This is a genomic window from Syntrophomonas sp. UBA1041 (assembly GCF_002316705.1).
In the GTDB taxonomy this organism is placed as follows: domain Bacteria; phylum Bacillota; class Syntrophomonadia; order Syntrophomonadales; family Syntrophomonadaceae; genus DTU019.
Genome location: NZ_DCEA01000001.1, coordinates 44,419 through 59,989, shown reverse-complemented (window position 1 = coordinate 59,989; position 15,571 = coordinate 44,419). Strand labels below are relative to the sequence as shown.

Annotated in this window: 15 protein-coding genes; all 15 read left to right on the top strand. The window is 51.3% G+C overall.

What is annotated here, in order from left to right:
* Nucleotides 1–320 (top strand): PASTA domain-containing protein (locus B2633_RS00320; protein WP_483168538.1); only part of this gene is annotated, 320 nt, incomplete at its 5' end.
* 62 nt (nucleotides 321–382) lie between these two features.
* Nucleotides 383–1,858, top strand: coding sequence for a UDP-N-acetylmuramoyl-L-alanyl-D-glutamate--2,6-diaminopimelate ligase (locus tag B2633_RS00315; protein WP_483168537.1), 1,476 nt, complete (start codon nucleotides 383–385; stop codon nucleotides 1,856–1,858).
* 19 nt (nucleotides 1,859–1,877) lie between these two features.
* Nucleotides 1,878–2,858, top strand: a complete 981-nt coding sequence (gene mraY, locus B2633_RS00310; RefSeq protein WP_483168536.1) for a phospho-N-acetylmuramoyl-pentapeptide-transferase — start codon at nucleotides 1,878–1,880, stop codon at nucleotides 2,856–2,858.
* Between the two features lie 16 nt (nucleotides 2,859–2,874).
* Nucleotides 2,875–4,230 carry a UDP-N-acetylmuramoyl-L-alanine--D-glutamate ligase gene (gene murD, locus B2633_RS00305; RefSeq protein ID WP_483168535.1) on the top strand — a complete coding sequence of 452 codons (1,356 nt, stop codon included), beginning with the start codon at nucleotides 2,875–2,877 and terminating at the stop codon, nucleotides 4,228–4,230.
* A gap of 39 nt (nucleotides 4,231–4,269) precedes the next feature.
* A complete protein-coding gene (gene ftsW / locus B2633_RS00300) occupies nucleotides 4,270–5,373 on the top strand; it encodes a putative lipid II flippase FtsW (protein ID WP_483168534.1) in 1,104 nt (367 codons plus the stop codon).
* A gap of 58 nt (nucleotides 5,374–5,431) precedes the next feature.
* Nucleotides 5,432–6,523 (top strand): undecaprenyldiphospho-muramoylpentapeptide beta-N-acetylglucosaminyltransferase, encoded by a 1,092-nt coding sequence (gene murG / locus B2633_RS00295; protein WP_483168533.1) that lies wholly within the window; start codon nucleotides 5,432–5,434, stop codon nucleotides 6,521–6,523.
* Between the two features lie 139 nt (nucleotides 6,524–6,662).
* Nucleotides 6,663–8,033, top strand: coding sequence for a UDP-N-acetylmuramate--L-alanine ligase (gene murC / locus B2633_RS00290; RefSeq protein WP_483168532.1), 1,371 nt, complete (start codon nucleotides 6,663–6,665; stop codon nucleotides 8,031–8,033).
* 19 nt (nucleotides 8,034–8,052) lie between these two features.
* Nucleotides 8,053–9,309, top strand: coding sequence for a UDP-N-acetylglucosamine 1-carboxyvinyltransferase (gene murA, locus B2633_RS00285; RefSeq protein ID WP_483168531.1), 1,257 nt, complete (start codon nucleotides 8,053–8,055; stop codon nucleotides 9,307–9,309).
* Between the two features lie 107 nt (nucleotides 9,310–9,416).
* Nucleotides 9,417–10,157 carry a cell division protein FtsQ/DivIB gene (locus tag B2633_RS00280; protein ID WP_483168530.1) on the top strand — a complete coding sequence of 247 codons (741 nt, stop codon included), beginning with the start codon at nucleotides 9,417–9,419 and terminating at the stop codon, nucleotides 10,155–10,157.
* 87 nt (nucleotides 10,158–10,244) lie between these two features.
* On the top strand, nucleotides 10,245–10,907 hold the full coding sequence (locus B2633_RS00275; protein ID WP_483168529.1) for a DUF881 domain-containing protein: 663 nt from the start codon (nucleotides 10,245–10,247) through the stop codon (nucleotides 10,905–10,907).
* A 3-nt stretch (nucleotides 10,908–10,910) separates the two neighbouring features.
* Nucleotides 10,911–11,246: a small basic family protein gene (locus B2633_RS00270; RefSeq protein WP_481040161.1), complete on the top strand. Its 336-nt coding sequence runs from the start codon at nucleotides 10,911–10,913 to the stop codon at nucleotides 11,244–11,246.
* Between the two features lie 88 nt (nucleotides 11,247–11,334).
* On the top strand, nucleotides 11,335–12,543 hold the full coding sequence (gene ftsA / locus B2633_RS00265) for a cell division protein FtsA (RefSeq protein ID WP_483168528.1): 1,209 nt from the start codon (nucleotides 11,335–11,337) through the stop codon (nucleotides 12,541–12,543).
* A 20-nt stretch (nucleotides 12,544–12,563) separates the two neighbouring features.
* Nucleotides 12,564–13,646, top strand: a complete 1,083-nt coding sequence (ftsZ, locus tag B2633_RS00260; protein WP_481040159.1) for a cell division protein FtsZ — start codon at nucleotides 12,564–12,566, stop codon at nucleotides 13,644–13,646.
* 241 nt (nucleotides 13,647–13,887) lie between these two features.
* Nucleotides 13,888–14,766, top strand: coding sequence for a sigma-E processing peptidase SpoIIGA (locus B2633_RS00255; protein ID WP_483168526.1), 879 nt, complete (start codon nucleotides 13,888–13,890; stop codon nucleotides 14,764–14,766).
* Nucleotides 14,767–14,777: 11 nt separating this feature from the next.
* Nucleotides 14,778–15,500, top strand: a complete 723-nt coding sequence (gene sigE / locus B2633_RS00250) for an RNA polymerase sporulation sigma factor SigE (protein WP_481040155.1) — start codon at nucleotides 14,778–14,780, stop codon at nucleotides 15,498–15,500.
* Nucleotides 15,501–15,571: the final 71 nt, after the last annotated feature.

Genomic DNA, 15,571 nt, shown 5'->3' with positions numbered 1-15,571 from the left:
CCCGGGGACTGCAGGCCAAGGTGAATGGAAGCGGCAATGTGGTGTGGCAGCAAACCCCCAAGGCCAACACCAAACTCAAACCGGGTCAGCAGGTGATCATCGACATGTCGGAAGTGGATAAGGCTAATCATGGCGGGGCGGTCACAGTGCCTGACCTGCAGGGCAAATCTATGCGGGAAGTCGCCAAAATCCTGGCAGACCTGGGTTTACATCTAATGCCGGAAGGATACGGCCTGGCCTATCAGCAAAGCCCGGAGCCCGGGAAGGTCATTAGCGGGGGCTCCACGATCACAGTCAAATTCCAGCCGGTGGGCGAGTGATGCAGCGGACTACAAATTAAACGGCATTCTTTTAATAATGCCTGGATTGAGAGGTAACGGCTATGAAACTGTTGGATCTTCTCAAAGGAATCGATATTCAAGGGAGTTCTGTTGAAATCAACCCGGATATTGCCCAAATCGCCTATGATTCGCGGCAGGTCCGCCCCGGAGCCCTGTTTGTCGCCATCAAGGGCATAAAAACGGACGGGCATTTGTATATTGCGTCGGCTATTCAGGCAGGTGCGGCAGCGGTTGTGGCTGAAGATCCAGTGATTGACGCCCCGCCGGGGTTACCGGTTATACAGGTTGATGACAGCCGGGCCATGTTAGCGGTTTTGGCGGCTCGTTTTTATAAACATCCCAGCCGCGATCTAAAGGTAATCGCCGTTACCGGCACCAATGGCAAAACTACTACCACCCATCTGATTCAGGCCATCCACCAGGAAGTCGGATGGCCCACAGCCATCATGGGAACCTTGTATGCCCGGGTGGGAGACCTGGACCTGGACCTGGGCCATACCACCCCTGAGGCGGTGGAAATAGAGTCCTTCATGGACTCGTGCCGCAAGCAAGGGGCTGAGTTCCTGGTCATGGAGGTTTCTTCGCATGCCCTGACTTTAAACCGGGTCGATCAAATCCATTTTGCGGCCGGAGTATTCACCAATCTGACCCAGGATCATCTGGATTATCATGAGAACATGGAGAATTACCTTCAAGCCAAATTGAAACTGTTCAAAATGATCCCTGGGGGGGAAAACAACTTCTGCGTTGTGAATCGCGATGACCCCCATGCGGAAAAGTTTATAAAAGCTGCTCCGGGGACCCTTTTTACCTATGGAGTGCAAGCCGGGGCTGCAGTGCGGGCGGAGAATATTGATATCAGCTTAAAAGGCACCTGCTTTACAGTGTTTTTTGGTGAAAAGCGCTTTGACATCGAGATGCGGCTCATAGGTATGTTCAGTGTATACAACGCCCTGGCTGCCATAACCGCAGCCCTCGCGGAAGGGATAGACCCGAAGATCATCACCCGGGCTTTACTTAAGGTGAAAGGGATACCAGGCCGCTTTGAGGAAGTATTTTCTTCCCATGATTTTACGGTAGTGGTAGACTATGCCCATACTCCGGATGGCTTGGAAAACATTTTGCGAACCGGCCGGGAACTGACTGCCAACCGGTTAATTACCGTATTCGGATGCGGCGGAGACCGTGACCGCGGCAAAAGGCCCTTGATGGGCGAAATCGCCGCACGATACAGCGATTTCTGTGTGGTTACCTCTGACAATCCGCGCAGCGAAGAACCTGAGGATATTATCGCTGATATTATCCCCGGAATGGAAAAAGTATCCCACTCCCGATACGCTATTATAGCGGATCGAGCGGAAGCCATCAGGCATGCTATTTATCTGGCCCGGCCCGGTGATCTCATAATCATTGCCGGCAAAGGTCATGAGACTTACCAGCTCATCAAAGGAAAGCGCTTGGATTTTGACGACCGCAAAGTGGCGCAAAAGATACTCAGCGAACTAAACCGGGCATAATATCGATGCAGGAGACGTGATGATGGAAGCTATATGGTACAGTATACTGGCGGCAGCCATAGCCCTGGTGGTTACTGCAGTTATGGGCCCATTGATAATACCGCTCTTAACCCGCCTCAAATTCGGCCAGAATATTCGCGACGACGGCCCCAAGCGGCATATGGCCAAAGCCGGAACTCCCACCATGGGCGGAGTCATGATAATCACCGGAGTGATGATTGCTACCTTTATTATGGCCGGTTCAGGATTGGAAGCTCTTACTGCCGTTTTGGTGATGATCGCTCTCGCGGCCATCGGCTTCTGGGATGACTACATTAAAGTGGTCCTCAAACGCTCACTGGGATTGCGGGCCCGGGAGAAACTGGGATTACAGCTCTTGATCGGGTTGCTGTACGGCCTGTTTTTAATCTATTATTTTAATCGCGGCACTGAAATTCTGATTCCCTTTTCCAATTATAGTGTGGATTTGGGAGCAGGTTATGTGTTATTTTTGATTGTGGTTTTGGTAGGCTCCTCAAATGCGGTCAACCTGACCGATGGTTTGGACGGCCTGGCCGCCGGGGTGACGGTTTTTGTGGCCATAGCCTATGTTATAGTGGCATGGCTGACCGGCCACCACGAAATCATGACTTTTTCCGGAGCCCTGGCTGGCGCATGCCTGGGATTCTTAATCTATAATCACTATCCCGCCAAAGTATTTATGGGCGACACCGGCTCGATGGCCCTGGGGGGCGCGGTGGCGGCCATGGCGGCCTTGACCAGAACCGAACTGGCCCTGGTATTGGTAGGCGGGGTTTATGTGCTGGAAACCATGAGCGTGGCCTTACAGGTAATCTCCTATCAGACCACCCGCAAGCGCTTGTTCTTAATGGCGCCCTTGCACCATCATTTTGAGCTAAAGGGCTGGTCCGAACAGAAGGTGGTCAGAGTATTTTGGTTCTTAGCCCTATGCAGTGCGACGCTGGGAGTAATCAGCCTGGGCCCGGCGTTTTGGCGATAAGAATGGAGTGAAATAATTGGAGCTGGTTAATAAGCGTGTCCTGGTGGTGGGATTGGGAAAAAGCGGGCAGGCAGCAGCCTCAGCCCTGGTCCGGCATGGTGCTCTGGTCCAGGTGTGCGACGCTAAAGCAGTGGAGCATTTTGATAGTGATATGATAGCCGGCCTGGAAAAACAGGGCGTAAAGATCCGTGCCGGGGAGTACCCCCAGATTGATCCCGACCACTATGATATGCTGGTAGCCAGTCCGGGCATATCCCTGGAAATCGAGCCATTTCAACAGGCATTTAAGCATGGCCTGCCGGTAATCGGTGAAGTTGAGCTGGCCTATCAGATCAAAAAACCTCAGCTTACCATGCTGGCAGTTACCGGAACTAACGGCAAAACCACTACCACCGCATTGCTGGAGCACATACTCAGACAGGGCGGCCGCCGTGCAGCCGCCGGCGGCAATATCGGCACACCTCTGACCAGCCTGGTGGAAGAAATGCCTGAGGGGATCATAGCGGTGGAAATGTCCAGCTTTCAGTTAGAAACCATTCGTGAGTTCCATCCCCGGGTGAGCGGAATGCTCAATATCACCCCGGACCATCTGGATAGGCACAAGAGTATGCCGGCCTATACGGCCGCTAAAGCCCGCATTTTTGAAAATCAGGATTTAAGCGATCAGGCCCTTTTAAACTACGATGATGCAGCTGTTCGGGAAATGGCTGCTGTTTGCCCGGCACAGGTATGGTTTTTTTCTCAAAAACAATTGCTGAAACAGGGGGTTTTCCTGGATGACGGGCAGATTGTCATAGCCAGTGAAGGAGCGCTATATCCGGTTTGCGGGCGGGATGAAGTATTGCTGCGGGGCAGCCACAATATGGAAAATATTCTATGCGCATCAGGTATGGCCTTTTGCTGCGGGGTTGCCGTTGAGGCCATCGGCTCGGCCCTCAAGACCTTTCGCGGAGTGCGGCATCGCATGGAGGAAGCCGCCACTCTTGACGGCGTCTTATACATAAACGATTCCAAGGCTACCAATCCGGATTCGGTCATGAAGGCCCTGGATGCCTTTCAGCAGCCGATTATACTCATTGCCGGGGGGCGTAATAAAGGCAGTAAATTTGATCAGCTGGCAGCGCTTGTCAAACAGAAGGTAAAAGCCCTGATCTTGCTGGGGGAGGCTCGCAATGAGATTCGCCAAGCAGTCATGGATGTTGATTTCCAGAATATATATGAGGTAGATACCCTGGAGGCGGCCGTAAACCAGGCCCGGCAGTTGGCCCGGAGCGGAGATGTGGTACTGCTTTCTCCGGCCTGTGCCAGTTGGGATATGTTCCTCAATTACGAACAACGGGGAGATGTCTTCTGCGGGCTGGTGAACCGCTAAGAGCCCGGGATTAAGTGTAATTTTGCTGGAGGCAGACGCTTGAGATTAAAAAAAGGACCCCCTGATTTAATTTTATTTATAACCGCATTAACCTTATTAGGCATAGGACTTATAATGGTGTTTAGTTCCAGTGCGGTTACGGCAAGTGTCCGCTATGGCGATGCTTATTATTTCTTTAAACGCCAGATTATCTGGTCCGTAATCGGCATTTGCGCACTGTTGATCACTATGAAAATCAATTATCACAAATTAAAAGGTTTGGCTTTGCCGGCCATGATTATTGCTCTGATCTGCCTGGTTCTGGTAATTACGCCGCTGGGGATCGCAGCCAAGGGCTCCAGCCGCTGGCTGGGTATCGGCGATGTCAGACTGTTCGCCCCTTCAGAACTGGCAAAACTGGCTACGGTTATGTTTCTGGCCCGCACTATGGAAGTGAATATAGACAAGATGAAGGATTTTGCGAAAGGGGTTCTGCCGTATCTGGGCATACTGGCCGTTATATGTGGATTGATCATGCTGCAGCCCGACCTGGGAACCACATTTGTGGTGGCGGCAACCATATTTTTTATGATGTTGGTGGCGGGCATGCGATGGAGTCACCTGGGAGGCATAGCTGTCGCAGGGCTGGCCGCAGTTTTCGCGGCCATCGCGGTTGCGCCTTACCGTCTGGAGCGCCTGATAGCGTTTACCAATCCCTGGAAGTATGCCAGCGACGAGGGCTTCCAGACCATACAGTCCCTTTATGCCCTGGGTTCAGGGGGATTATTCGGCATGGGCTTGGGCCGCAGCCGCCAGAAATTCTTTTACTTGCCGGAACAGCATACTGACTTTATTTTTGCTATCTTGGGCGAAGAACTCGGGTTTTTGGGGGCTATAGTGGTCATCGCGCTGTTTTTGCTGTTTGCCTGGCGGGGCTTCAAGATAGCCATAAATGCCCCCGACAACTTCGGAAGCCTGTTGGCGGCCGGAATCACTGTTTTAATAACCTTTCAAGCCGCGATTAACATCGGGGTGGTTTGTGGGGTCTTGCCGGTGACAGGTATTACTTTGCCCTTTATCAGCCACGGGGGTTCGTCTTTGCTGTTTACCATGATTGGGGTCGGTTTATTGCTAAACATCTCCAGGTATAGCATAAACCGCTGACAAAGGTTGCCTATTCATCCTCTGCCCGGGGAAGCATAAAAAGTGAGGCGGCAAAAATATGAAAATGATTATTAGCGGCGGGGGGACCGGGGGGCATATTTACCCGGCGTTGTCTATCGCTGAAGGTGTTCAGGAGCGTCTTCCCGACGCCAGAATATTATATGTCGGTTCCCGGCAGGGGATGGAAAAGAACATCGTCCCCAAGCGGGGGTTTGACTACGCGTCAGTAGACATAGCCGGCATCGACCGTTCTTCAATGCTCAAGGCCTCCCAATCCCTGGTCAAGTTCCCCAAGAGTTTTTTTCAAGGCTGGGATATTTTAAAAGAGTTTAAGCCGGACGTGGTGGTTGGCACGGGTGGATACGCTTCTTTCCCGGTGGTGCTGGCCAGCACTTTTTTTTCTTGCCGCAGTTATATCCATGAACAGAATGCGCAGCCCGGACTGGCTAACCGGCATCTAGCCGGCAGGGTAGACTGCGTTATGCTGACATTTGAGGAAGCGGCCCGGCACCTGCAGGCCAAACGCATTGAAATTACGGGTCTGCCGGTTCGCCAGGCCATCACTAGCGTAAATCGAGCTCAAGCTTATGACAAATGGGGTTTTTCGCCTGATGTTTTCACCCTGGTGGCATTTGGAGGAAGCCAGGGAGCCGCCAGCATTAACCGCGCCATGCTGGGCTTCCTGGACAGGATCAGGGCGGAGCGTTCCCAGGTGATATGGATGACCGGGCACAAGCAGTATGAAGAGCTTTTGGAGCAGGTGAACGGCCTGCAATTAGGGCAAAGTAAAGTCAAGCTGGTGTTAAAACCCTATTTGGATCATATCGAAGATGCGCTGGCAGCGGCCGACCTGGCGGTATGCAGAGCCGGAGCCAGCACCTTGAGCGAGCTGGCCGTGCTTGGCTTGCCGGCTGTTCTGGCGCCTTATCCTTATGCCAGCGACAATCACCAGGAAAAGAACGCCCGGGCTTTGCTGGAAAAAAAGGCAGTCGAGATGATTATCGATGAGTTCCTGGATGGGGATACTCTCTATGAAAAAATTGAAAGTCTGCGCCATCAGCCCGAACAAGTGCGTTTCATGGCAGCCAATATGAAAAAGGAAGCCAAACCGAACGCATTAGATGATATCCTGAACATTATACTGTCCTGAACATCAAGCCAATCGGCCGGCCCGGCTATTTTAAACGGGTGAAAGATGGACAGGCTTAAGGAACACTATGTAACCACTTTTATCAAAGATGCATACTATAGGTTGTAGATACTATCGAAATAGGGAAGGAGATGAGGAAATGACCGCCTCGTCGGTGCAATGGGTGCATATGGTCGGGATTGGAGGAGCCGGGATGAGCGGCATCGCCAAGGTTCTGGCAGAGCAGGGACTTAAAGTCAGCGGTTCAGATCTGCAGAGTACAGATGTTACCCGTAAATTGGCGGACCAGGGCGTTACTGTCTACTTGGGGCATTCTTCAGCCAACCTTAAACCCGGAGTTGATCTGGTGGTGGCTTCCTCAGCCATTCCGAAAGACAACAGCGAATTGACCGCCGCCCGTGAGAGCGGCATCCCCATTCTAAAAAGGGGCCAAATGCTGGCCTATATGGTGAACGACCTGCAGACCATCGCCGTGGCCGGAGCCCATGGCAAAACCACCACAACCTCAATGGTTTTTCAGGCTTTGTGCGGAGCCGGTCTAGATCCTACTTTTATTTTGGGGGGAGAATTACAGGGCAGCCAGTTGGGGGCGCGTTTGGGCAAAAGTCCCTATTGCGTAGTTGAAGCCGATGAAAGCGATGCCTCCTTTCTGGAATTGAGACCGTATATAGCGGTAATCACCAATATCGAAGATGATCATCTGGATTTTTACGGATCTACAGAAAACATTCTCAAAGCATTCAGGCGCTATTTCGATTGCGTAAAAAACGGTGGCTTCGCCTTAGTCTGCGGGGATGATACCGAGGTACAAAAGCTGCTGGCTCAGGAGGTGTCATCCCGTGTAGTGACATACGGTGAAGGGACTGCCAACGACTACTATTTCACCGATTGGGAAGCCAGGGAGATGGGCTCCCGATGCCAGGTTTTTAAACGCGGTCTGCGTCTGGGCAGTCTGCATCTATCGGTCCCGGGCAGGCATAACACCCTTAACGCTATAGCCGCAGTGGCAGCTGCCTGTGAGCTGGGCCTGCCTTATGAACCCGCAGCCCGGGCTTTGCAGGAATTCAGCGGCGCCAAGCGGCGTTTTCATCTGGTGGGACAGAAGAATGACATCACTGTAATAGACGATTATGCCCATCACCCTACCGAGATCGAAGCTACCATTGCGGCGGCTCGGCAGGCTCATAAGGGGCGGCTCACAGTGATTTTTCAGCCCCACCGTTTTACCCGCACCCAGCTTATGGGAGAGCGCCTGGGCAAATCCCTGGTCGGAGCCGATACGGTCTTTGTTACAGATATTTACTCAGCCGGTGAACCGGTAATTCCCGGGATTACAGCGCAGATCGTCTATGATGCGGCCCGCGGGGCTGAAGCCAAAGTCTATTATGTGCCCGATAAAGAGGCGCTGGCGCCTCTGGTGGCGGGCCAATCCCAAAAGGGGGACCTGATTATTACCATGGGAGCCGGCGATGTTTGGAAGCTGGGCCCAATCATCTTAGAAAAGATTTAACACCTGTGGGGGTGCTATATTGGATAATTTCTATATCAAGGGTGGCGTCGCCCTGAAAGGCCAGGTTCATATCAGTGGTTCCAAAAACGCCACTCTGCCCATTATGGCCGCCAGCCTGATGGCGGCTGACGAAGTGGTGCTATGCGGCGTTCCCGACTTGGAAGATATAAATGTGATGTCTGATGTCTTAAGGCTTTTGGGAGCGACAGTTAAGAGAGAAAATGACGTATTAATCATAGACAGCCGTAACGTGAACGGTGTCGAACTGCCTGAGTCCATGTCCAGGAAGATGCGGGCCTCAAACCTGGTGATGGGCGCTTTGCTGGCCCGTTTTAAAAAGGCTGCGGTAGCGTACCCGGGTGGATGTGCCATCGGCAGCCGGCCCATGGATCTCCATCTCAAGGGATTCAGAGCTTTGGGGTACCATATCACCGACGAGTGCGGAGTCATGTTTGGAGAAGCTGAGAGCCTCGGCGGGCAGGAGACCTTGCTGGATTTCCCCAGTGTGGGGGCAACAGAAAATATTATGATGGCAGCGGCCTTAACCCCTGGTATCACTACTTTGCGCAATGCCGCCAGGGAGCCGGAGATTATCGACCTGCAGAACTTCCTCAATCGTATGGGGGCCAGAATACGAGGCGCCGGGCTGGATACCATACGCATTGAAGGGGTGAGCAGGCTCCACGGAGTGGAGCACACGGTCATCCCCGACCGCATCGAGGCCGGAACCTTCATGGTGGCGGCAGCCATTACCAGTGGCGATGTTATGATCGACAATATAGTATTGGAGCATATTCAATCCCTGGTAGCCAAACTTCGCGAAATCGGTGTGGATATCAGTTCTAACGGCTCCTGGGTCAGGGTGTCGGGGCATCAGCCCATGCACAGTGCGGACATTAAGACCATGCCTTATCCGGGCTTCCCCACCGACATGCAGCCGCAGATGATGGCCTTGATGTCCACCGTACCGGGAACCAGCATTATGGTTGAAACTATTTTCGAGAACCGTTTTATGCATGTTCATGAATTGAGAAGGATGGGAGCGGAGATTAAAATAGAAGGCCGGGTAGCCATCATCAAAGGAAAAGAATACCTGGAAGGGGCTGCCGTGGAGGCCACTGATCTGCGCGCCGGAGCCGCACTGGTTTTAGCCGGTTTGAAAGCCCGCGGAGAGACCAGAGTAGGCAAACTGGAACACATAGACCGTGGTTATGAAAAACTGCACTGCAAGCTGCACAATCTAGGCGCAGATGTACAGCGCAAGCCCGCGCCCTGAAGGCCGGTAAATTCATACAGAAAGAGTATAGGGAATCCAGTCAGGCAGATGATTTTACCACTGAATTCTGCTATAATCTATCCAGCAATTAGGGGCAGAGGCAGCTTATGAAGAGTCAATGGAATTATAGTTTTGTAAAATATACGGTTTTCCTTTTGGTCAGTCTCATTTCTATTTTCCTGTTTATGCATAGTTCTTTCTTTTACATCGATCAGATTACTGTGCAAGGGGCAGAAAGAATGGGATCCGCAGAGGTTATTCGGCTCTCCGGACTGCAGACCGGGCTGAATATCTTCTCGGTCAACGGGCAGCAAATCAGTCAAGCCCTGAAGGTGCATCCCATGGTTCAGGATGTCAAGGTAATCAGGCACTGGCCCAGGCACCTGGAGATTCAGGTCAGCGAACGGCAGGCCTGGGCTTTAATTCCTTGTCAGGGCGGGTTTTTATGCATCGACCAGGAGGGCGTTGTCATCGATAAGTTAAATATTTTTTCCCCAGATCAATATTGTATAATTACTATGGACAAACAACCCGAGCAAGTGGTTTTAGGACAAGTGATAGATCCCGAAGCAATCGCGGCCATTCGCCAGATCTGGGAGGCCATCCCAGTTGAACCCCGGGTTGACATCTCCGACTATCATTATGTCAATGAGAGTAAAGAGGTGATCTTATATACCAACCACGGGACAGAGATTCTTTTTGGCGATCTGGAGCGATTAGCAGATAAGGTACAGTCCCTGCTTCAAATTATAAATATAGAAAAGGACTATGAGAAGCAAGGCAAAAGCCCGCTTAGCTATGTTGACCTGCGTTTCAAAGGTCAACCGGTTGTTAAAACACTTGATTAAATATGGGGCGGTTAAAAAGGTGATGGTAAAATGCGAAGCCGAAATGCTCAAATAACGATTGCAATAGTTTCTTTAATCCTTGGTATTTTGTTAGCCATACAGTTCAAGACCCAGGAAAACATCAATGACACTCTCATGCCGGGGCGGGTCGAAGAACTGAGCCAGAGTCTCATCGAAGTGACCAAACAGCGCGATGCCTTGGCCGAAGAAGTGCAAACCCTGAGCGACAAACTTCAGAAAATCCGTCAGGTTGACGAGGCCATGGCCGATCTGCAGGACGAGGTCATGAAGGCCAATATGGCAGCCGGAAAGGTTGCGGTCAGCGGGCCGGGTGTCCTCCTGACCCTGAATGACAGCAACCGCACCCTGCAGTCCGGAGAAAACCCCAACTATGGAATTGTACATGATTATGACCTTTTGACCTTAGTCAATGAATTGCGGGCTTCAGGGGCTGAAGCCATTGCGGTAAATGGCGAGCGCCTCACCGCAATTTCAGAGATAAGGTGTGCCGGTACCTTGATTTTGGTCAACTGGGCCCGCATCGGTCCGCCCTATGAGATAAAGGCCATCGGGGATCCCGAAATGCTGACCAGCGGATTAAACATCAGGGGCGGCCATCTGGAAACCCTCAAATATCTGGGGGTGCAGACCAACCTGCAGAAGGCGGACAAGTTGGAGCTGCCTGCTTATAACGGGGCCATGAAATTTACCCATGCTGTACCCGTAATCACTACGAATGAGGCGGAATAGAAAATGTGGCTGGTAGTTATTTTTTGTTTATTAATAGGATTATTTATCGGATTTCAGATGCCGGTGCTATTTCCGGTGCTGTATGCAAAATATATGTCTATTGCCATACTGGCGGCCCTGGATTCCGTATTTGGGGGCATTCGCGCCTATATGGAAGACGGCTTTGACAGCACCATTTTTGTAACCGGTTTTGTTATAAATGCCTTATTGGCGGCTGGTATGGCCTATTTAGGGGACCGTTTGGGGGTTGATCTATACCTGGCGGCGGTCTTGGTCTTTGGAGTACGATTGTTCCAAAATTTGGCGATAATTCGTCGATATCTCATGAAAAAATATTAGTACCAAAATAAAGGAATATCCAGGATTTTGTGGTATTTCTATGTAGGTATTAAAGTAAGGGGGAATCACTATTAAAAACCGCCATATAGTGGTTGCCCTGGACATAGGGACCCACACTATCAAAGCCGCCATGGCTGAAGTGATTGCAGTAGATCAAATTAACATTTTGGGTATATCAGCTCTGCCTGCCCGGGGGATAAGAAAGGGTCACATCGTTGACATCGAATCTGCCGCCCAGAGCATGGAAGAGGCTTTGAATGCCCTGGAGAGGCTGACCGGTATGGAAATCAGCGGGGCCTTAATCGGATTTTCAGGGACCAGCCTGTCAACAATCAATAATCATACCGTCGTAGCAGTAGGAACCCCCAGCTACGAGATATCCCAGGATGATAAGAGCCGAGTTCTGCATTCGGCGCAGACCATTTCCCTTCCGCCTGATAAAAGTATTGTGCAGGTCGTGGAACGTCAATACATCATCGACGGATACGACGGGGTCAAGGAACCGGTAGGAATGGTAGGAAGCCGCCTGGAAGCAGAGATTACGGTTATCGTTGCTGCCATTGCCGCGGTTCAAAACTTGCAGCGCAGCGCCGGCAGAATCAATCTGGAGGTCGAAGGTTTAGTATTCAATCCCCTGTTGACAGCGGAGGCAGTTTTGATGCCTACTGAAATGGAGATGGGGGTGGCTCTGGTTGACATCGGTGGAGGCGCCATAGATGTCAGCGTATTTGAACGGGGCAGCCTGTTATGTGCCTCGGTCTTGCCCCTGGGAGGGGAGCATATTACCAAAGATCTGGCTATTATTCTAAAAACTTCATTGGAGGAGGCCGCCAGCCTTAAAGAACGCAGTGAGATAACGGCTTTACAAGCAGACGATGATGCAGTGATAGAGATAAAAGACGTTCAGGGCCAGCCAGGGCACCAGGTTTCTCAGCAATTGGTCGCCGAGATCATCTCAGCGCGGGTTCTGGAAATCGCGCAAATGGTTTATAGGGAATTGAGGCAGTTTGATGCCATTAATAGAATACCGGCCGGAATTGTAGTCACCGGAGGCGGGGCAGAACTAATTGGCATGCCGGAGTTGTTTGAGGAATATCTGGGAGTTCCAGTAAGATTGGGGGCTCCGGATAGGGTGATAGGCTTAGCCAGCGAATACAGACGGCCCTGCTACGGTGCGGCAGTGGGCGGTTTAATCTGTGCAGCCCGGCACATGGGGCCTCATAAATTTGAAAACAAACGTGGCCTGTCAAGCTTGATTGACAGAATGGGCGAATGGTATAAGGATTTTTTTAGGTAAAGGACAGAGGAGGTTATTTAATGCCATTGGATTTTGACGTTGAGATGCAACAGTTTGCTGACATCAAAGTCATAGGAATCGGCGGCGGCGGTAACAACGCCATTAATCGCATGATTGAAGCCGGTTTAAAAGGGGTTGAATTTGTAGCTGTAAATACTGATTCGCAAGCATTGTGGATTTCCAAAGCGGACAAGAAGATCCAGGTAGGTGAAAAGCTGACCAAAGGTCTGGGCGCGGGCGCCGACCCGGAGATCGGACTCAAAGCGGCTGAAGAGAACGCCGATGAAATCAAACGAGCCCTGCAGGGAGCCGATATGGTTTTTGTAACCGCAGGGATGGGCGGCGGCACCGGCACCGGTGGCGCGCCGGTGATTGCCAGAATAGCCCGGGAGCTGGGTGCACTCACAGTAGGTGTTGTTACCCGGCCGTTTACTTTTGAAGGCCGCAAGCGCAATTCGCAAGCGGAAAGCGGTATACATAACCTGCGTGAAGAAGTGGACAGCCTGATCACTATACCCAATGACCGCCTGCTGCAGGTGGTAGAGAAGAATACCGCTTTTAACGATGCCTTCCGCATCGCCGATGACATTCTTCGCCAGGGCGTGCAGGGCATTTCGGATCTCATCGCTGTACCCGGCGTCATAAACTGCGACTTTGCCGATGTCAAAACCGTCATGAAAAATACCGGCTCGGCGCTGATGGGCATCGGCACCGCCAAAGGGGAAAACCGGGCCGCGGAAGCTGCCCGTATGGCCATTTCGAGCCCGTTATTGGAAACCTCCATCGACGGAGCCAAAGGGGTGTTGTTTAACATCAGCGGGGGAGGAGGCCTCACCCTGTTCGAGATCTATGAAGCGGCCGAGATTATTCATCAGGCGGTTGACGCGGAAGCCAATATCATCTTCGGCGCCAATATCATAGAGAGCCTGGAAGATGAGGTGCGCGTCACCGTGATCGCCACCGGATTCAGCGCCTATAAGCCCAGACTGGGAGAGACCACCAAAGGCAGAGCGGGCATTGACGCCCCACCTACTTTTACGGAAAAAGGCGACCTCGAAATTCCGCCCTTTTTGCGCAGCCGTAAGCGCTCGGACAATAGATGACGCCTGGGCTTAATTATATAAGCAGATAATCAAACCAGCTAGAACCGGGAATGTGAATTCTCGGTTTTTTGTTTTTTATAGGATAAGAATGTGGGTCAGTCCGGGGCAAATCCAACAAATTATGTTCACCCCCTTCTGGTATAATCTGTTAAGCATGTGAGCCCAAGAGCAAGAATATGAATGTTTATAGTGAATAAAAACTTACAAAACCACCGGAATTAACTAAAAAGGTGAAGGCGAATTGAACAATCCCAAAGTCTATTTGGACCTGACCTTTCTCAATAATTTCATAATGGATTTTATAATCCTGTGGGCTACCGCCAGGCTGTCGGGGCTTAAACCAAAACATTCCCGTATAGCGGTGGCATCGGTGCTGGGGGCGGCCTATGCGGTGGGTTACGTATGGCTGGCGGGTAGCCTGATCTTCAGCATGACCGGCAAAATCGTGGTCTCCGTAATTATGGTCATTCTGGCCATCAAACCTGCCCGCTGGCAGGATTATAGCAAGGTCCTGCTGTACTTTTACCTGATCAATTTCACCGTAGCAGGGGCTACCATCGCCTTTTCCTCACTGTTTGCAGACACCGAATTGGCCCGATTTTTCCCGGCTATCTGGATTGTAGTGGCTGTATTGGCCGCCCTGGCTATCGGACTGTTCGCGGGCCGCTACGTGAAAGACCATCTTCTTCCCGGGCTGTTAAAGTTTCAGGTGGTCTTGAGATTCGGCAAACAACATTGCATGGGCCACGGCTTTGTGGACACCGGCAACTCGCTCAAAGATCCCCTGACCAGGAAACCGGTAATTGTGGCGGAATATGGGTTGATAAAACCGTGTCTGCCCCTCGAACTGCAAAATATGGTGGAAAAGGATCAGAGCGAAGAGGCCCTTTTGGAGCAAATCATTGCCAGCAGCTGGGCAAACCGCCTCAGGCTGATACCCTTTTCTTCCATCGGAAGAAAAAATGGGATGTTGTTGGGGGTCCGGGCCGATGAGGTGGTGTTGAATATCGGCTCCAAAGATATAATGCACAAAAATGCGGTAATAGGAATCTACCGGGAACAGTTGAATCCGCAGGGCAATTATCAGATGTTGATTCCCGCGGATATGGTGGAAGGATAGGAGGGAATGCTATGGGAATCAGAGACCTGTTAAAGAACTGGCAGATGAGCCTCATCAGGCTGTACATCAGGAAGAGGATACCACAGTTCATTCATTATATCGGCTCGACAGAAGTATTGCCTCCACCGCTGCAAGAGAATGAGGAGATGAGCCTGATTTCGCGCCTGGAGCAGGGCGACGCCGGGGTAAAAGCCAAACTGATCGAGCATAACCTGCGCCTGGTGGTATATATCGCCAAAAAGTTCGAAAACACCGGTATCAACATTGAAGACCTGGTTTCCATCGGCACTATTGGCCTAATCAAAGCGGTCAATACCTTTGAACCGAAAAAGAATATCAAACTGGCCACCTACGCTTCGCGCTGCATTGAAAACGAAATCCTCATGTACCTGCGCCGAAATCTGAAAAACCGCGGCGAAGTCTCCCTGGATGAGCCTCTTAATGTGGATTGGGACGGCAATGAACTCTTGCTGTCCGATGTTCTGGGAACTGACGGGGACATGATCTACAAACGCATTGAACATGAAGTGGAAAAGAGCCTTTTGTGGCAGGCCATGCATAAATTGAGCAGCCGGGAAAAAACCATCATTCAGCTTCGCTTCGGCCTGGGGGATGGATTGGAAAAAACCCAGAAGGAAGTGGCCGATATTTTAGGGATATCACAATCCTATATTTCACGCCTGGAGAAAAGAATCCTGAAAAGGCTGCAGCGAGAGATTCGAAAAATCGAATAAAGGCGGGAATTTGGGGCAGACTTCATCGTCTGTCCCCGCTAAATAGCGAATAAATCCGGGCTGCTACGTAA